Origin of the sequence: Streptacidiphilus rugosus AM-16 (assembly GCF_000744655.1) — a bacterium.
In the GTDB taxonomy this organism is placed as follows: Bacteria; Actinomycetota; Actinomycetes; order Streptomycetales; family Streptomycetaceae; genus Streptacidiphilus; species Streptacidiphilus rugosus.
The window spans coordinates 7,096,998-7,115,445 of the sequence record NZ_JQMJ01000004.1; the positions used below are offsets into that span (position 1 = coordinate 7,096,998).

Below are 18,448 nucleotides of genomic sequence, written 5' to 3' on the forward strand. Positions count from 1 at the left end.
ATTGTGAGCCCGCTCCGTGATCGCCACATTGCCGTTGGACAGTCCCCGTTGGCACGACCTCCACGGAGTGGCGGTCGACGAGGTGAAGGAAGTCCTGGAGGCGGTGGCGGCCACGATCGCCACCGGGACCGGGAGTGAGTGGCGGGAGCCCTGGAGCCGGGTCCTCGACGGCCTGCTGGAGCAGGAGACCCTCTACAGCGGCGCCTACGCCGTCCTGCCGCACATCGTCGGCGCGGCCGCAGCCTCACCGGGTCATTTCGCGGACCTGTGGGTGGACATCGGATGCATGGTCACCGCAGGGGCCGCCGACCCGCTCCCCGCCGACCTCGAAGCGGGATTCAAGGCCGCACGTTGTTCGGCCGGGGTGGCGGCCGCACGGTGCTTCCTCGGCGTCGGCACGCCCGCCGCGCAGTGTGCGGACCTCGCGCTCGCCTGCGTGGCACTCGACGGCCACCACATCGGCCAAGCACTCTGGCGCGACCTCTACCCCGAGGAGGAGAGCGTCGTGCTGTGCTGCCCCGGGTGCGAGTCCGAGACGGAGATCCCCGACTTCTTCGTGGACCCGGTGCATCCGCCCTTCGAAGCACCGGAACTGCCGCAAACCGCTCAGGACCACCAGGGCGAACCGATCTGGGGCGAGATCGCCGAGACGCTGCAGGAAGGGGCGCTCGGGGCGGGGTGGGAACCCTTCATGCGGCTGGCACACGCGGTCGCGGCGGCGGGTCTGCCCAGGGAGATGCCGGGCCGGGCCGTCCTGTGCCTGGTCGCAGGCATGGTGGCGGCCAAGGGCACCCCGGACTGGGCGGGGAGGGCATGGGCCAGGACCCTGATGCTGCTGGCGGGAAACTTCCGTTGCCCCCAGTGCGCGCAGATCTGGAGCACCGCCGACTGCCTGGTGGAGGCACCCGGCGGTGCGCGCCCGCAGGAGCCCCTGGCGTCGGCGTCAGTGCCGGCGGCGAGGCAGCCCGGGACGACCGGGAGGACCGGGAGGACCGATGCGCCGGAGAAGGGACTTCGGTGGGAGGGCGGCGCGCTCCTCGCCGCCGACGGAACCTCCCGAGGCCGGGTGACCGTCCTCTCCGGCTCCTCGTCCGGACCCGGGGAGGGTGTCAACGCCCTCACGGTCGCGTCCCTTCCGGGCGGACCGACGTTCGTCGCCGCAGCCGGGGACAGTGGTGTGGTGCACGTGTGGGACGCCGCGGGCGGCCGGCTGGTCCACGAGGCGATGACGGTGCAGCAGAACCCCGTCCAGTCGCTGACGGCCCTTGGGCTCTCGGACGGTGACGTCCTGCTGGCCGCCGGATACGCCGACGGGACGGTCGCCCTCTGGGACGCGATCACCGGGCAGCAGGTCTGTGAACCCGTCGCCAACTGGCTCGGCGCCGTGAACAGCATGTGCACCGCGATGGTGCCGGACGGCCGGACCCTGCTCGTCACCGCCACCCCACGGGGCGCGGTCCGGGTGCGGGACCCACGCACGGGAGAATCCGTCGCGCGCCTCAACCCCCACGGCCGTGCGATCGAAGCGATCACCGCAGTCCCGATCGCTGCCGGCCACACCCTGATAGCCGCCGCGGACGCCCAGGGCGACGTCCACCTCTGGGATCCGGCCGTCGAGGACGCGTGGGAGCCGGGCGCCGCAGTACAACTGAGCAAGCAGGCACGTGAGGATCTCCGACACCGGGTGACGGACGTGGCAGCCGTGCCGATGAGCGACCGCGCTCTGCTGGCCACCGGAGATCGCCGGGGCGTGATCGTGCTGTGGGATCCCGCCACCGGAACGCCGGTCGGTGAAAGCCTGCCTCCGGATGCTCCGGGGAGTCCGCTGACGGCCATGGCCGCCGTCCCACTCCCGGGCCCGCTGCCCGGACGGCGCACCGTCCTGGCCACCGGCAGCAAGGCCGGCCGGAGCCTGCGGGTATGGGAACCGGCAACCGGCCTGGTCCAGCACCTGGCCCTGGACGTGGCGGTCACCTGCCTGGCGGCCGCCGGTTCCGAGCTGATCGTCGGACACGACCGCGGCGTTCTCAGTCTCTCGCTCGATCTGTGACGAGCCGAATGACCGACTACTGAATGCGGAATGCGGACATCTGGGTCCGGAACGCAGTGAAGCCCCCTGACCTATGGTCAGGGGGCTTCACTGGAAAGGTTGTTCGGCGGCGTCCTACTCTCCCACAGGGTCCCCCCTGCAGTACCATCGGCGCTGTGAGGCTTAGCTTCCGGGTTCGGGATGTAACCGGGCGTTTCCCTCACGCTATGACCACCGAAACACGGTGAAACAAGCGGTGATCGCTGTCTCAGAACAGCACAGTGGACGCGTAGCAACTATGGACAAGCCCTCGGCCTATTAGTACCGGTCAGCTCCACCCCTCACAGGGCTTCCACATCCGGCCTATCAACCCAGTCGTCTACTGGGAGCCTTACCCCATCAAGTGGGTGGGAGTACTCATCTCGAAGCAGGCTTCCCGCTTAGATGCTTTCAGCGGTTATCCCTCCCGAACGTAGCCAACCAGCCATGCCCTTGGCAGGACAACTGGCACACCAGAGGTTCGTCCGTCCCGGTCCTCTCGTACTAGGGACAGCCCTTCTCAATACTCCTGCGCGCGCAGCGGATAGGGACCGAACTGTCTCACGACGTTCTAAACCCAGCTCGCGTACCGCTTTAATGGGCGAACAGCCCAACCCTTGGGACCTACTCCAGCCCCAGGATGCGACGAGCCGACATCGAGGTGCCAAACCATCCCGTCGATATGGACTCTTGGGGAAGATCAGCCTGTTATCCCCGGGGTACCTTTTATCCGTTGAGCGACGGCGCTTCCACAAGCCACCGCCGGATCACTAGTCCCTGCTTTCGCACCTGCTCGACCCGTCGGTCTCACAGTCAAGCTCCCTTGTGCACTTACACTCAACACCTGATTGCCAACCAGGCTGAGGGAACCTTTGGGCGCCTCCGTTACATTTTAGGAGGCAACCGCCCCAGTTAAACTACCCACCAGACACTGTCCCTGATCCGGATCACGGACCCAGGTTAGACATCCAGCACGACCAGAGTGGTATTTCAACGTCGACTCCACAACAACTGGCGTTGCTGCTTCAAAGTCTCCCACCTATCCTACACAAGCCGAACCGAACACCAATATCAAGCTATAGTAAAGGTCCCGGGGTCTTTCCGTCCTGCTGCGCGAAACGAGCATCTTTACTCGTAATGCAATTTCACCGGGCCTATGGTTGAGACAGTCGAGAAGTCGTTACGCCATTCGTGCAGGTCGGAACTTACCCGACAAGGAATTTCGCTACCTTAGGATGGTTATAGTTACCACCGCCGTTTACTGGCGCTTAAGTTCTCAGCTTCGCCCCACCGAAATGGAGCTAACCGGTCCCCTTAACGTTCCAGCACCGGGCAGGCGTCAGTCCGTATACATCGCCTTACGGCTTCGCACGGACCTGTGTTTTTAGTAAACAGTCGCTTCTCGCTGGTCTCTGCGGCCACCCCCAGCTCTGGCAGCAAGTGCCGTCACCAGGCGTGGCCCCCCTTCTCCCGAAGTTACGGGGGCATTTTGCCGAGTTCCTTAACCATAGTTCACCCGAACGCCTCGGTATTCTCTACCTGACCACCTGAGTCGGTTTGGGGTACGGGCCGCCATGAAACTCGCTAGAGGCTTTTCTCGACAGCATAGGATCATCCACTTCACCACAATCGGCTCGGCATCAGGTCTCAGCCTATTGTGTGGCGGATTTGCCTACCACACGGCCTACACCCTTACCCCGGGACAACCACCGCCCGGGCTGGACTACCTTCCTGCGTCACCCCATCGCTCAGCTACTACCCTGTTGGGCCGGCGGCTCCACCACTCCCCTTTGTCCGAAGACTCCGGGGCGGCTTCACGGCCTTAGCATTCAGAGGTTCGCCGTTGGCGCTTCAAAGCGGGTACGGGAATATCAACCCGTTGTCCATCGACTACGCCTGTCGGCCTCGCCTTAGGTCCCGACTTACCCTGGGCAGATCAGCTTGACCCAGGAACCCTTGGTCAATCGGCGCAAGAGTTTCCCACTCTTGTATCGCTACTCATGCCTGCATTCTCACTCGTGAACCGTCCACCACTGGATTCCTCCGCGGCTTCACCCGGCACACGACGCTCCCCTACCCATCCATGCACCCGTTGGGGCTATAGCATGAATGACACGGCTTCGGCGGTGTACTTGAGCCCCGCTACATTGTCGGCGCGGAATCACTTGACCAGTGAGCTATTACGCACTCTTTAAAGGGTGGCTGCTTCTAAGCCAACCTCCTGGTTGTCTCTGCGACTCCACATCCTTTCCCACTTAGCACACGCTTAGGGGCCTTAGCCGGTGTTCTGGGCTGTTTCCCTCTCGACCATGGAGCTTATCCCCCACAGTCTCACTGCCGCGCTCTCACTTACCGGCATTCGGAGTTTGGCTAAGGTCAGTAACCCGGTGGGGCCCATCGCCTATCCAGTGCTCTACCTCCGGCAAGAAACACGCGACGCTGCACCTAAATGCATTTCGGGGAGAACCAGCTATCACGGAGTTTGATTGGCCTTTCACCCCTAACCACAGGTCATCCCCCAGGTTTTCAACCCTGGTGGGTTCGGTCCTCCACACGGTCTTACCCGCGCTTCAACCTGCCCATGGCTAGATCACTCCGCTTCGGGTCTTGGGCGCGCGACTCATTCGCCCTATTCGGACTCGCTTTCGCTACGGCTACCCCACACGGGTTAACCTCGCCACACACCGCAAACTCGCAGGCTCATTCTTCAAAAGGCACGCAGTCACACCGAAGTGCTCCCACGGCTTGTAGGCACACGGTTTCAGGTACTATTTCACTCCGCTCCCGCGGTACTTTTCACCATTCCCTCACGGTACTATCCGCTATCGGTCACCAGGGAATATTTAGGCTTAGCGGGTGGTCCCGCCAGATTCACACGGGATTTCTCGGGCCCCGTGCTACTTGGGAGTTGCATAAGCGAGCCGAGAACGTTTCGTCTACGGGGGTCTTACCCTCTACGCCGGACCTTTCGCATGTCCTTCGACTACACTCTCGGTTTCTGACTCGCCCAGCCGCCGGCAGACGACTGAAACACAATCCCACGACCCCATGATGGCAACCCCTGCCGGGTCTCACACCACCATGGTTTAGCCTCATCCGGTTTCGCTCGCCACTACTCCCGGAATCACGGTTGTTTTCTCTTCCTGCGGGTACTGAGATGTTTCACTTCCCCGCGTTCCCTCCACACTGCCTATGTGTTCAGCAGCGGGTGACAGCCCATGACGACTGCCGGGTTTCCCCATTCGGACACCCCCGGATCAAAGCTCGGTTGACAGCTCCCCGGGGCCTATCGCGGCCTCCCACGTCCTTCATCGGTTCCTGGTGCCAAGGCATCCACCGTGCGCCCTTAAAAACTTGGCCACAGATGCTCGCGTCCACTGTGCAGTTCTCAAACAACGACCAGAAGGTTCAGACTGTCACCAGCCCGTTCCCTCAGGACCCAACAACGTGCCCGACCCGCGAGAATCAGAAGAAGGAGCGTTCCACGCCGAAGCAGTACTAGCCCTTGCCTTCATCTCGCGTGCCGAATAGTCAACGTTCCACCCATGAGCAACCGTGCGAGACATGCGCTCGCAAGCGGCTATGTGCTCCTTAGAAAGGAGGTGATCCAGCCGCACCTTCCGGTACGGCTACCTTGTTACGACTTCGTCCCAATCGCTGGTCCCACCTTCGACAGCTCCCTCCCACAAGGGGTTAGGCCACCGGCTTCGGGTGTTACCGACTTTCGTGACGTGACGGGCGGTGTGTACAAGGCCCGGGAACGTATTCACCGCAGCAATGCTGATCTGCGATTACTAGCAACTCCGACTTCATGGGGTCGAGTTGCAGACCCCAATCCGAACTGAGACCGGCTTTTTGAGATTCGCTCCGCCTCACGGCATCGCAGCTCTTTGTACCGGCCATTGTAGCACGTGTGCAGCCCAAGACATAAGGGGCATGATGATTTGACGTCATCCCCACCTTCCTCCGAGTTGACCCCGGCAGTCTCCTGTGAGTCCCCGGCATAACCCGCTGGCAACACAGAACGAGGGTTGCGCTCGTTGCGGGACTTAACCCAACATCTCACGACACGAGCTGACGACAACCATGCACCACCTGTACACCGACCACAAGGGGGCGCCCATCTCTGGACGTTTCCGGTGTATGTCAAGCCTTGGTAAGGTTCTTCGCGTTGCGTCGAATTAAGCCACATGCTCCGCTGCTTGTGCGGGCCCCCGTCAATTCCTTTGAGTTTTAGCCTTGCGGCCGTACTCCCCAGGCGGGGCACTTAATGCGTTAGCTGCGGCGCGGACCACGTGGAATGTGACCCACACCTAGTGCCCAACGTTTACGGCGTGGACTACCAGGGTATCTAATCCTGTTCGCTCCCCACGCTTTCGCTCCTCAGCGTCAGTAATGGCCCAGAGATCCGCCTTCGCCACCGGTGTTCCTCCTGATATCTGCGCATTTCACCGCTACACCAGGAATTCCGATCTCCCCTACCACACTCTAGCCTGCCCGTATCGAATGCAGACCCGGGGTTAAGCCCCGGGCTTTCACATCCGACGCGACAAGCCGCCTACGAGCTCTTTACGCCCAATAATTCCGGACAACGCTCGCACCCTACGTATTACCGCGGCTGCTGGCACGTAGTTAGCCGGTGCTTCTTCTGCAGGTACCGTCACTTGCGCTTCTTCCCTGCTGAAAGAGGTTTACAACCCGAAGGCCTTCATCCCTCACGCGGCGTCGCTGCATCAGGCTTGCGCCCATTGTGCAATATTCCCCACTGCTGCCTCCCGTAGGAGTCTGGGCCGTGTCTCAGTCCCAGTGTGGCCGGTCGCCCTCTCAGGCCGGCTACCCGTCGTCGCCTTGGTAGGCCATCACCCCACCAACAAGCTGATAGGCCGCGGGCTCATCCTGCACCGCCGGAGCTTTCCACCCCGGAGCATGCGCTCCAGGGTCGTATCCGGTATTAGACCTCGTTTCCAAGGCTTGTCCCAGAGTGCAGGGCAGATTGCCCACGTGTTACTCACCCGTTCGCCACTGATCCACCCCGAAGGGCTTCACCGTTCGACTTGCATGTGTTAAGCACGCCGCCAGCGTTCGTCCTGAGCCAGGATCAAACTCTCCGTGAATGTATTCCCGTAATCGGGCATTCGCGTTGAGCGGCACGACATCCCACCGGAATAAGGGGGACTCGTGCACAGCATCCTCGCTGATTTTAAAACATCTCAAAAGTAACTGGCGTTGACTTTTGGCACGCTGTTGAGTTCTCAAGGAACGGACGCTTCCTTCGGCCCCGTTTCACCGGGCCCTCCGGGCGCTTCCTTCGTTTTCCAGCTTATCAGAACTTCCGGCCTTCGCTTTTCGCTCCGGCCCGTTCCGACGAGTGAAACTCTAGCTGATTTCCTCGGTGCGAACCAAATCCACCAGCCAGACCCACAATTCCCGAAAAATGGCAGCACAAATCAAGCGTCTGTGCGATCAGTTCAAGGGAGTTCGTCGCCTCCAGACCTGCAACCGCAGGCAGGGCAACTCGGAGAACACTACGTGCCCCCACGGCCGGAGTCAAACCGGGCCCGTCTCGTACGCTGCGGCCGAGAGCATCAAGGGGAGCGCTGACGGGCACCAGAGCGAGTGGGTCGCTCTGTCGAGAGCCGACAGGCTGTCCGCTCAGGTCGCGCGTGCTTGGCTGACAGGTCTGGGATTCAACCGGGCTGCGCCGGCGGAACGGCTGATCAGTCTCGTCGACACGTCATGCGGTGCATGGTGGCGACGGCCGCGGCGCCGGGGTCAGGCTGACAGGACCAGGTCGCCCGTGCCTTCGTCGGGAGCGTCCTCGCTGCACGCCGTGGCCAGGTCGTCCAACGAGAGGTTCAGCGCATGGGCCAGCGCCGCGACGGTGAAGAAGGCCGGGGTGGGGGCGCGGCCCGTCTCGATCTTGCGGAGGGTCTCCGCGGAGACGCCGGCTGCCGCCGCGACGTCCACCATGCTGCGTTCGCCGCGGGCCGCGCGGAGCAGGGCTCCGAACCGCTCGCCGCGCTGTCGCTCTTCCGGACTCAGGGGGACTCTGACCATACCCGTGATACTAATACCGGTATAAGTATTGGGTAGCAGCGCATCGCGGGGAGTCACGAGACATGGTGGAGTTCAAGACCGACACGGCGCTGGAGGCGATGCGGGAGGCCGGGCGGGTCGTGGCCAACGCACTCGCCGCGGTACGCGCGGCGGCGGCCGTGGGGGTGGGCCTGCGCGAGCTCGACGAGGCTGCCCGCACCGTGCTCGCCTCGGCCGGGGCGCGCTCGCCGTTCCTGGGCTACCAGCCCTCCTTCGCTCCGAGCCCCTTCCCCGCCGTGATCTGCGCCTCCGTCAACGACGCCATCGTGCACGGCATCCCGGACGACTACCGCCTCCGCGACGGGGACCTCGTCAGCATCGACTGCGGTGCGGAACTCGACGGCTGGACCGGCGACGCCGCGATCAGCTTCGTCGTCGGCACCCCTCGTCCCGCCGACGTGGCGCTCATCGCCGCGACCCAGGAGGCGCTGGACGCCGGAATCGCCGCCGCGACGGTCGGTCACCGGATCGGGGACATCTCCCACGCGATCGGCACGGTCGCCGCCAAGGCGGCCTGCGGCATGCCCGCCGACTTCGGCGGCCACGGCATCGGCCGCCGGATGCACGAGGACCCCCACGTCGCCAACCGGGGGCAGCCCGGTCGCGGCTTCCCTTTGCGCCAGGGCCTGACCCTCGCGATCGAGCCGATGCTCATGGCCGGCGGCAGCGACGCCTACCGTGCCGACCCCGACGGCTGGACGCTCCGCACCGTCGACGGGAGCCGCGCCGCCCACATCGAGCACACCGTCGCCATAACGGAGGACGGCCCCCGCATCCTCACCCTCCCCTGACGGCCGGGGGCCTCAGAGCGGGTAGGGCTGCCATCCCTGCGTGGTCACGGTGACCTGCCCTGCCGGGAGCTCGAGCGGGATCGACTGTCCGAAGACGCCCTCCGCGGTCTCGACGTAGCCGATCCCGGAGAGTGTCAGCACGTGCCAGGTCGCCTGCCGGGGATCGACCACGAGGTAGACCGGGATCCGGTGGAGGGCATAGAGCTCCCGCTTGGTCCGGAGGTCGTCCTTGGCCGAGCTCGGCGAGACGACCTCAGCGACCGCCTGGACCAGCGAGACGGGCCAGTCCCGCACCTGCATCGGGATGTCCTCGGGGGCGATGAAGACGACGTCCGGGCGGGGCTTCCCGTCCGTCTCCAGATCCATGCCGCGTTCGCCCCAGGCCTCGACGCCAGGGAAGTCCTGGCGGGTGACGTTGCGAATGATGAAGTCGTGGAGAGTCGTCGGGTTGGCCTGCATGATGATCTGGCCGCCGAAGTACTCCGCGGTCAGACCGTCCGGCACCTCGAGCTCCTCCCAGGCCCGGTCCATGTCCGACTGGTCGCTCATACCGCCAGCGTACAGAAGTCGCCCTCCCGGGAACGGGGAGCGGCGGCCGCCGAGGCGGCTTGCCGCTCCCCGGGCCGACGGGTGGGGACGCTGCCCGTCATCCCCAGGCGCCGGCGATCTGGCGGGTCGTGGCGTTGAGGCGGTTGAACAGGTTGGTGACGCCGATCATCAGGATGATGGCGGCGAGCTGCTTCTCGTCGAAGAAGGTCGCGGCCTGGTCCCAGATCGCGTCATTGACCGCGTCCGGGGTGTCGGCGAGACGGGTCGCGGCCTCGGCCAGGGCGAGGGCCGCGCGCTCCTCCTCGGAGAAGTACGGGGCCTCGCGCCAGGCGACGACCGTCGCCAGCTTCTCGTCGCTCACCCCCGCCTTGCGGGCCGTCTTCGCGCCACCGTCGACGCAGGCGCTGCAGCCGTTGATCTGGCTGACCCGAAGGTGCACGAGCTCGAGGATCTCCCCGTCCACTCCCCCGGAGTGCACGGCCTTGAAGAGGTCCTGGATCGGCTGCATCGCACCGGAGAGGACGACGGCGGGGTTCTGCATGCGGGACTGCATCTCGGTGATCTCCTCTTACGTCTTTCGAGCTGTTCCCCGTTCCCCCGGGGCGTGACTCCATCACAGCCGAGTCCCCGCGCCCTGACGACGGCCGTGGGACACCGTGGGACACCCTCAACGCCCTTGACCAGCACCGAATCCTGCGGAAAGACTTCTTCGGGAGCGGGACACACGACGGGGGAACGAGTGCCGGGACAACAGCAGTCGGGCAAGAACGATCCACAGGACGAGCTGGCCGCCCAGTTGCGGCTGCTCCAGGAACTGTCCGGGCTCGGCGTCCGGGCCCTCGCGCGGGACACGGGGCTCAGTTCCTCGTCGTTGTCGCGGTACCTCAGTGGTCAGACCGTGGCGCCCTGGCCCGCGGTCGTCGCGCTGTGCCGGCTCGTCAAGCGCGACCCCCGCCCGCTGCGGCCCCTCTGGGAGCGCAGCTCGAACCCGCTGCCCGCGCCGCCGAAGGCCAGCCGTCAGCTGCAGCCACGACCGCGCAACGACCTGCCGCGCGACGTCCCCGACTTCACCGGGCGGCGGGAGCAGCTCGACGCCGTGCTCGCTGCGGTGCAGAGCCACGGCCTGGTCGCCGTCGACGGCATGGCGGGCGTCGGCAAGACGTGCCTCGCGGTGCACGCCGCGCACCGGCTGGCCGACCGGTATCCGGATGCGCAGCTCTACGTGGACCTGCACGGCTTCACCGAGGGCCGCGAGCCGCTCGACCCCGACCCGGTGCTGCGGATGCTGCTCGGCGCGCTGGACGTGCCGTCCGAACGGGTGCCGCGGGAGGGCGTCGAGGCGTTGGCCGCCTGCTGGCGGGCCGAGCTGGCCGGCCGGCGCGCGGTCGTGGTGCTGGACAACGCCGCCGACGCCGACCAGCTCCGTCCGCTGCTCCCCGGCGCCGGGCCGTCCGTCGTCCTGATCACCAGTCGCAACCGGCTGCTGGACCTCGACGAGGTGCCGCCGGTCTCGCTGGACGTGCTCGGCCCGGAGGAGAGCGCGGAGCTGCTCGCGCGGGCCAGCGGTGACGCAGGCGGCGCCGAGGGCCGGCTGGCCCGCGAGCCGGAGTCCGCCGCCGAGGTGCTGCGGCTGTGCGGGAGGCTGCCGCTGGCGCTGCGGCTCGCCGGAGCCAGGTTGCGGCACCGGCCGGGCTGGACGGTGGGCATCCTCGTCGAGCGGATGTCGGAGGGCACCGGCGAGTTCGACGCGGCCTTCGCCATGTCCGTGCGGCAGCTGGACCGGGCCCAGGCACGCCTGTTCCGGCTGCTCGGCCTGCTGCCCGGCGCGTCCTTCGACGAGTACGTGGCCGCGGCCCTGGCGGACGTGCCGCTGCCCAAGGTCAGGATGATGCTGGAGGACCTGCTCGACGCCCATCTGGTGCAGCAGCCGACGGCCGGCCGCTACCGGATGCACGACCTGGTGCACCAGCACGCACGCCGGGCCGGCGCGGAGCAGGACTCCGAGGCCGCGCGCGGGCGGGCGCTGAACCGGGTGCTGGACTACTACGTGCACGCGGCGGCGGCCGCCGACTCCGCCATGCCGTTCCTGTCCCCCGGTCGCGCCGCCTCGGCGGGACAGCCTCCGGCGGCTCTGCCGCGGTTCGCCGACAAGTACGCGGCCTTCGCCTGGCTGGTGACGGAGTACGGCAACCTGATGGCCGCGTTCGAGACGGCCGTCGCGACCGGGGCCGACCTCCACGTCTGCGAGCTGCCGCGCTTCCTCAAGGCCTACTTCGCACGCCGCTGCGGCACGACGCACCTGAACTTCCTCTTCGAGCGGTCGCTGGCCGCCGCCGAGCGTCTTGGCGACCCGCTGCAGTTGGCCGAGGCGCCCAGTGATCTGGGCTTCGCCCGCTACAACGCGGGCCGGATGGCCGAGGCCGGCGCCGCTTACGCGGCGGCGGCTCCCCGGCTGTCCCAGGCCGGAGACATCCGGCTGGAAGCGGAACTCGCGGTGCGCCGCGGCTATCTGAGCTGGGACCAGGGTCATGTCGAGGAGCCGCTGGAACTCTTCCGGCAGGCGGGGAGACTGTTCGAGCAGGCGGGGCACCCGACGGGCGCGGCCCACGCCGCCGCGTCGGAGGCCTGGGCCAAGCTCCAGCTGGGACAGCACGAGGAGGCCGCCCGCCAGGCACAGCAGGTGCTGGACCTGCCGCACGCCGACCCGAGTGCGCCGCCCACGCTGACGGCGCGGATCACCCTCGGGGTGGCCATCGCCCGCGAGCAGCCGGAGCAGGCGGCGGAACACCTGCGGCGGGCGCTCGCCCTGGCCCGGGAGGACGGGCACATGAACAACGAAGCGTGGTGCCTGAACTGCCTCGGCATCGCGCTGCGCCAGATGGGCCGCTACGAGGAGGCCCTGGCGAGTCACCGCGAGGCCTTCGCACTTCTCGACGAGCTGTTCGAGGAGGAGTGGAAGGTCCGCTTCCTGAACGGCTATGCCGAGACCTGCCGACTCGCGGGTCTTCCCGAGGAGGCTCTGCGACTGCACCGCCAGGCGCTGGAGCTCGCCCCAGCGCTCGGTTACCGGCACGAGGAGGCCCAGGCCCACGAGGGAATCGCGCTCGTGCTCGCCGATTCGGATCCGGAGGCCGCCGCCGAACACCGGGCCGCGGGGCTGGCCGTCCTGCAGGAGGTGCTGTGAGGTCCGAACCGCCGCCGCCTCCTCCCTTCGACCCGGAGCTGGGCCAGGCCCTGGCCGCCATGCGCCCCGAGGAGAGGAAGCCGGTCACCCCGGAAGGCCTAGCGGCCTGGCAGGCACGGGACGCCGCCGCCCGGCCCCGGCCCACGGTGCGCGATCTGGCGGCCGAGGGCCGCTTCGAGGTGACGGAGCTGGGGCTGCCGGCGTCAGGGGCGTCGGACGGGCGGACGATCCGACTGGTGGTCGCACGCCCCTCCGGGAGCCGTGAGCCGCTGCCCGTCCTGTACTACATGCACGGCGGCGGCATGATCACGGGCAACGCCTGGTCGGTCCTCCCGCGGCTGCTGCGGGAGTGGGCCGAACCGCTGCGCCTCGCCGTCGTCTCCGTCGACTACCGGCTCGCCCCGCAGACGCGGTATCCCGGCCCGGTCGAGGACTGCTACGCCGGACTGGTCCTGGCGACCGAGGACGCGGCAGGGCTGGGCCTGGACCCGGATCGCGTCATCGTCGCGGGCAAGAGCGCGGGCGGCGGCCTGGCCGCCGCGCTCGCCCTGCTGACCCGTGACCGCGGGGGACCGACTCCCCTCGGGCAGGTGCTGATGAGCCCGATGCTCGACGACCGGGGCGACTCCTTCTCCAGCCACCAGATGGCCGGCCACGACATCTGGGACCGCACCTCCAACGCGACCGCGTGGCAGGCCCTGCTGGGCGACCGGTACCGCGCTGCCGACCTGTCGCCGCACGCGGCCCCCGCACGGGCGGCCGACCTCTCCGCACTGCCGGCCGCCTACGTCGACGTCGGATCGGCCGAGACCTTCAGGGACGAGGCCGTCGCCTACGCCAACGGCATCTGGCAGGCCGGGGGAGACGCCGAACTCCATGTCTGGCCGGGTGCGTTCCACGGCTACGACACGTTCGCCCCGCATGCGGTCCTCAGCCATGACGCCCGGGAGGCACGGACCCGCTGGCTCCGGCGAATTCTCGGACGCTGAGTCGCGGTCCGGGATCGTATGGGTCCGGAACGCAGTGAAGCCCCCTGACCGTAGGTCAGGGGGCTTCACTGGAATGGTTGTTCGGCGGCGTCCTACTCTCCCACAGGGTCCCCCCTGCAGTACCATCGGCGCTGTGAGGCTTAGCTTCCGGGTTCGGGATGTAACCGGGCGTTTCCCTCACGCTATGACCACCGAAACACGGTGAAACAAGCGGTGATCGCTGTCTCAGAACAGCACAGTGGACGCGTAGCAACTATGGACAAGCCCTCGGCCTATTAGTACCGGTCAGCTCCACCCCTCACAGGGCTTCCACATCCGGCCTATCAACCCAGTCGTCTACTGGGAGCCTTACCCCATCAAGTGGGTGGGAGTACTCATCTCGAAGCAGGCTTCCCGCTTAGATGCTTTCAGCGGTTATCCCTCCCGAACGTAGCCAACCAGCCATGCCCTTGGCAGGACAACTGGCACACCAGAGGTTCGTCCGTCCCGGTCCTCTCGTACTAGGGACAGCCCTTCTCAATACTCCTGCGCGCGCAGCGGATAGGGACCGAACTGTCTCACGACGTTCTAAACCCAGCTCGCGTACCGCTTTAATGGGCGAACAGCCCAACCCTTGGGACCTACTCCAGCCCCAGGATGCGACGAGCCGACATCGAGGTGCCAAACCATCCCGTCGATATGGACTCTTGGGGAAGATCAGCCTGTTATCCCCGGGGTACCTTTTATCCGTTGAGCGACGGCGCTTCCACAAGCCACCGCCGGATCACTAGTCCCTGCTTTCGCACCTGCTCGACCCGTCGGTCTCACAGTCAAGCTCCCTTGTGCACTTACACTCAACACCTGATTGCCAACCAGGCTGAGGGAACCTTTGGGCGCCTCCGTTACATTTTAGGAGGCAACCGCCCCAGTTAAACTACCCACCAGACACTGTCCCTGATCCGGATCACGGACCCAGGTTAGACATCCAGCACGACCAGAGTGGTATTTCAACGTCGACTCCACAACAACTGGCGTTGCTGCTTCAAAGTCTCCCACCTATCCTACACAAGCCGAACCGAACACCAATATCAAGCTATAGTAAAGGTCCCGGGGTCTTTCCGTCCTGCTGCGCGAAACGAGCATCTTTACTCGTAATGCAATTTCACCGGGCCTATGGTTGAGACAGTCGAGAAGTCGTTACGCCATTCGTGCAGGTCGGAACTTACCCGACAAGGAATTTCGCTACCTTAGGATGGTTATAGTTACCACCGCCGTTTACTGGCGCTTAAGTTCTCAGCTTCGCCCCACCGAAATGGAGCTAACCGGTCCCCTTAACGTTCCAGCACCGGGCAGGCGTCAGTCCGTATACATCGCCTTACGGCTTCGCACGGACCTGTGTTTTTAGTAAACAGTCGCTTCTCGCTGGTCTCTGCGGCCACCCCCAGCTCTGGCAGCAAGTGCCGTCACCAGGCGTGGCCCCCCTTCTCCCGAAGTTACGGGGGCATTTTGCCGAGTTCCTTAACCATAGTTCACCCGAACGCCTCGGTATTCTCTACCTGACCACCTGAGTCGGTTTGGGGTACGGGCCGCCATGAAACTCGCTAGAGGCTTTTCTCGACAGCATAGGATCATCCACTTCACCACAATCGGCTCGGCATCAGGTCTCAGCCTATTGTGTGGCGGATTTGCCTACCACACGGCCTACACCCTTACCCCGGGACAACCACCGCCCGGGCTGGACTACCTTCCTGCGTCACCCCATCGCTCAGCTACTACCCTGTTGGGCCGGCGGCTCCACCACTCCCCTTTGTCCGAAGACTCCGGGGCGGCTTCACGGCCTTAGCATTCAGAGGTTCGCCGTTGGCGCTTCAAAGCGGGTACGGGAATATCAACCCGTTGTCCATCGACTACGCCTGTCGGCCTCGCCTTAGGTCCCGACTTACCCTGGGCAGATCAGCTTGACCCAGGAACCCTTGGTCAATCGGCGCAAGAGTTTCCCACTCTTGTATCGCTACTCATGCCTGCATTCTCACTCGTGAACCGTCCACCACTGGATTCCTCCGCGGCTTCACCCGGCACACGACGCTCCCCTACCCATCCATGCACCCGTTGGGGCTATAGCATGAATGACACGGCTTCGGCGGTGTACTTGAGCCCCGCTACATTGTCGGCGCGGAATCACTTGACCAGTGAGCTATTACGCACTCTTTAAAGGGTGGCTGCTTCTAAGCCAACCTCCTGGTTGTCTCTGCGACTCCACATCCTTTCCCACTTAGCACACGCTTAGGGGCCTTAGCCGGTGTTCTGGGCTGTTTCCCTCTCGACCATGGAGCTTATCCCCCACAGTCTCACTGCCGCGCTCTCACTTACCGGCATTCGGAGTTTGGCTAAGGTCAGTAACCCGGTGGGGCCCATCGCCTATCCAGTGCTCTACCTCCGGCAAGAAACACGCGACGCTGCACCTAAATGCATTTCGGGGAGAACCAGCTATCACGGAGTTTGATTGGCCTTTCACCCCTAACCACAGGTCATCCCCCAGGTTTTCAACCCTGGTGGGTTCGGTCCTCCACACGGTCTTACCCGCGCTTCAACCTGCCCATGGCTAGATCACTCCGCTTCGGGTCTTGGGCGCGCGACTCATTCGCCCTATTCGGACTCGCTTTCGCTACGGCTACCCCACACGGGTTAACCTCGCCACACACCGCAAACTCGCAGGCTCATTCTTCAAAAGGCACGCAGTCACACCGAAGTGCTCCCACGGCTTGTAGGCACACGGTTTCAGGTACTATTTCACTCCGCTCCCGCGGTACTTTTCACCATTCCCTCACGGTACTATCCGCTATCGGTCACCAGGGAATATTTAGGCTTAGCGGGTGGTCCCGCCAGATTCACACGGGATTTCTCGGGCCCCGTGCTACTTGGGAGTTGCATAAGCGAGCCGAGAACGTTTCGTCTACGGGGGTCTTACCCTCTACGCCGGACCTTTCGCATGTCCTTCGACTACACTCTCGGTTTCTGACTCGCCCAGCCGCCGGCAGACGACTGAAACACAATCCCACGACCCCATGATGGCAACCCCTGCCGGGTCTCACACCACCATGGTTTAGCCTCATCCGGTTTCGCTCGCCACTACTCCCGGAATCACGGTTGTTTTCTCTTCCTGCGGGTACTGAGATGTTTCACTTCCCCGCGTTCCCTCCACACTGCCTATGTGTTCAGCAGCGGGTGACAGCCCATGACGACTGCCGGGTTTCCCCATTCGGACACCCCCGGATCAAAGCTCGGTTGACAGCTCCCCGGGGCCTATCGCGGCCTCCCACGTCCTTCATCGGTTCCTGGTGCCAAGGCATCCACCGTGCGCCCTTAAAAACTTGGCCACAGATGCTCGCGTCCACTGTGCAGTTCTCAAACAACGACCAGAAGGTTCAGACTGTCACCAGCCCGTTCCCTCAGGACCCAACAACGTGCCCGACCCGCGAGAATCAGAAGAAGGAGCGTTCCACGCCGAAGCAGTACTAGCCCTTGCCTTCATCTCGCGTGCCGAATAGTCAACGTTCCACCCATGAGCAACCGTGCGAGACATGCGCTCGCAAGCGGCTATGTGCTCCTTAGAAAGGAGGTGATCCAGCCGCACCTTCCGGTACGGCTACCTTGTTACGACTTCGTCCCAATCGCTGGTCCCACCTTCGACAGCTCCCTCCCACAAGGGGTTAGGCCACCGGCTTCGGGTGTTACCGACTTTCGTGACGTGACGGGCGGTGTGTACAAGGCCCGGGAACGTATTCACCGCAGCAATGCTGATCTGCGATTACTAGCAACTCCGACTTCATGGGGTCGAGTTGCAGACCCCAATCCGAACTGAGACCGGCTTTTTGAGATTCGCTCCGCCTCACGGCATCGCAGCTCTTTGTACCGGCCATTGTAGCACGTGTGCAGCCCAAGACATAAGGGGCATGATGATTTGACGTCATCCCCACCTTCCTCCGAGTTGACCCGGCAGTCTCCTGTGAGTCCCCGGCATAACCCGCTGGCAACACAGAACGAGGGTTGCGCTCGTTGCGGGACTTAACCCAACATCTCACGACACGAGCTGACGACAACCATGCACCACCTGTACACCGACCACAAGGGGGCGCCCATCTCTGGACGTTTCCGGTGTATGTCAAGCCTTGGTAAGGTTCTTCGCGTTGCGTCGAATTAAGCCACATGCTCCGCTGCTTGTGCGGGCCCCCGTCAATTCCTTTGAGTTTTAGCCTTGCGGCCGTACTCCCCAGGCGGGGCACTTAATGCGTTAGCTGCGGCGCGGACCACGTGGAATGTGACCCACACCTAGTGCCCAACGTTTACGGCGTGGACTACCAGGGTATCTAATCCTGTTCGCTCCCCACGCTTTCGCTCCTCAGCGTCAGTAATGGCCCAGAGATCCGCCTTCGCCACCGGTGTTCCTCCTGATATCTGCGCATTTCACCGCTACACCAGGAATTCCGATCTCCCCTACCACACTCTAGCCTGCCCGTATCGAATGCAGACCCGGGGTTAAGCCCCGGGCTTTCACATCCGACGCGACAAGCCGCCTACGAGCTCTTTACGCCCAATAATTCCGGACAACGCTCGCACCCTACGTATTACCGCGGCTGCTGGCACGTAGTTAGCCGGTGCTTCTTCTGCAGGTACCGTCACTTGCGCTTCTTCCCTGCTGAAGAGGTTTACAACCCGAAGGCCTTCATCCCTCACGCGGCGTCGCTGCATCAGGCTTGCGCCATTGTGCAATATTCCCCACTGCTGCCTCCCG

At 64.5% G+C, this 18,448-nt stretch carries 7 protein-coding genes and 6 rRNA genes; 4 read left to right on the plus strand and 9 right to left on the minus strand.

Annotation, left to right across the window (positions count from 1 at the left end; translation table 11 throughout):
* Window positions 1-16: 16 nt before the first annotated feature.
* A complete protein-coding gene (locus tag BS83_RS41000) occupies window positions 17-2,050 on the plus strand; it encodes a WD40 repeat domain-containing protein (protein ID WP_232248672.1) in 2,034 nt (677 codons plus the stop codon).
* A 101-nt stretch (window positions 2,051-2,151) separates the two neighbouring features.
* On the opposite strand, the gene rrf (BS83_RS41005) is transcribed toward BS83_RS41000, so the two are convergent.
* The 4 genes from rrf (BS83_RS41005) to BS83_RS41020 all read right to left on the minus strand — a co-directional run bounded on the left by rrf (BS83_RS41005) (window position 2,152) and on the right by BS83_RS41020 (window position 8,125).
* Window positions 2,152-2,268: ribosomal RNA gene (rrf, locus tag BS83_RS41005) — 5S ribosomal RNA — on the minus strand.
* A gap of 59 nt (window positions 2,269-2,327) precedes the next feature.
* A 23S ribosomal RNA gene (locus BS83_RS41010) occupies window positions 2,328-5,428 on the minus strand.
* Window positions 5,429-5,663: 235 nt separating this feature from the next.
* A 16S ribosomal RNA gene (locus BS83_RS41015) occupies window positions 5,664-7,182 on the minus strand.
* Between the two features lie 658 nt (window positions 7,183-7,840).
* Window positions 7,841-8,125, minus strand: coding sequence for a helix-turn-helix domain-containing protein (locus BS83_RS41020; protein ID WP_037608500.1), 285 nt, complete (start codon window positions 8,123-8,125; stop codon window positions 7,841-7,843).
* 62 nt (window positions 8,126-8,187) lie between these two features.
* On the opposite strand from BS83_RS41020, the gene map reads away from it, so the two are divergent.
* Window positions 8,188-8,955: a type I methionyl aminopeptidase gene (gene map / locus BS83_RS41025; RefSeq protein WP_037608501.1), complete on the plus strand. Its 768-nt coding sequence runs from the start codon at window positions 8,188-8,190 to the stop codon at window positions 8,953-8,955.
* Between the two features lie 12 nt (window positions 8,956-8,967).
* On the opposite strand, the gene BS83_RS41030 is transcribed toward map, so the two are convergent.
* A complete protein-coding gene (locus BS83_RS41030) occupies window positions 8,968-9,504 on the minus strand; it encodes a Uma2 family endonuclease (protein WP_037608502.1) in 537 nt (178 codons plus the stop codon).
* Between the two features lie 97 nt (window positions 9,505-9,601).
* Window positions 9,602-10,057 carry a carboxymuconolactone decarboxylase family protein gene (locus BS83_RS41035; protein ID WP_037608503.1) on the minus strand — a complete coding sequence of 152 codons (456 nt, stop codon included), beginning with the start codon at window positions 10,055-10,057 and terminating at the stop codon, window positions 9,602-9,604.
* A gap of 123 nt (window positions 10,058-10,180) precedes the next feature.
* On the opposite strand from BS83_RS41035, the gene BS83_RS41040 reads away from it, so the two are divergent.
* Entirely contained in the window at window positions 10,181-12,688 is a 2,508-nt protein-coding gene (locus tag BS83_RS41040) for an ATP-binding protein (RefSeq protein ID WP_232248673.1), read from the plus strand.
* A gap of 59 nt (window positions 12,689-12,747) precedes the next feature.
* A complete protein-coding gene (locus tag BS83_RS41045) occupies window positions 12,748-13,677 on the plus strand; it encodes an alpha/beta hydrolase (protein ID WP_051945864.1) in 930 nt (309 codons plus the stop codon).
* Between the two features lie 79 nt (window positions 13,678-13,756).
* On the opposite strand, the gene rrf (BS83_RS41050) is transcribed toward BS83_RS41045, so the two are convergent.
* From rrf (BS83_RS41050) to BS83_RS41060, 3 genes are all read right to left on the minus strand, one after another.
* Window positions 13,757-13,873 (minus strand): 5S ribosomal RNA (rrf, locus tag BS83_RS41050).
* A gap of 59 nt (window positions 13,874-13,932) precedes the next feature.
* Window positions 13,933-17,033: ribosomal RNA gene (locus tag BS83_RS41055) — 23S ribosomal RNA — on the minus strand.
* Between the two features lie 235 nt (window positions 17,034-17,268).
* Window positions 17,269-18,448 (minus strand): 16S ribosomal RNA (locus tag BS83_RS41060); the annotation flags it as partial.

Bases quoted from the DNA above. Each gene is read 5' to 3' on its own strand.
- BS83_RS41030 (WP_037608502.1), bottom strand. From the start codon at position 9,504: ATGAGCGACCAGTCGGACATGGACCGGGCCTGGGAGGAGCTCGAGGTG.
- BS83_RS41035 (WP_037608503.1), bottom strand. From the start codon at position 10,057: ATGCAGTCCCGCATGCAGAACCCCGCCGTCGTCCTCTCCGGTGCGATG.
- BS83_RS41020 (WP_037608500.1), bottom strand. From the start codon at position 8,125: ATGGTCAGAGTCCCCCTGAGTCCGGAAGAGCGACAGCGCGGCGAGCGG.
- map (WP_037608501.1), top strand. From the start codon at position 8,188: ATGGTGGAGTTCAAGACCGACACGGCGCTGGAGGCGATGCGGGAGGCC.
- BS83_RS41045 (WP_051945864.1), top strand. From the start codon at position 12,748: ATGCGCCCCGAGGAGAGGAAGCCGGTCACCCCGGAAGGCCTAGCGGCC.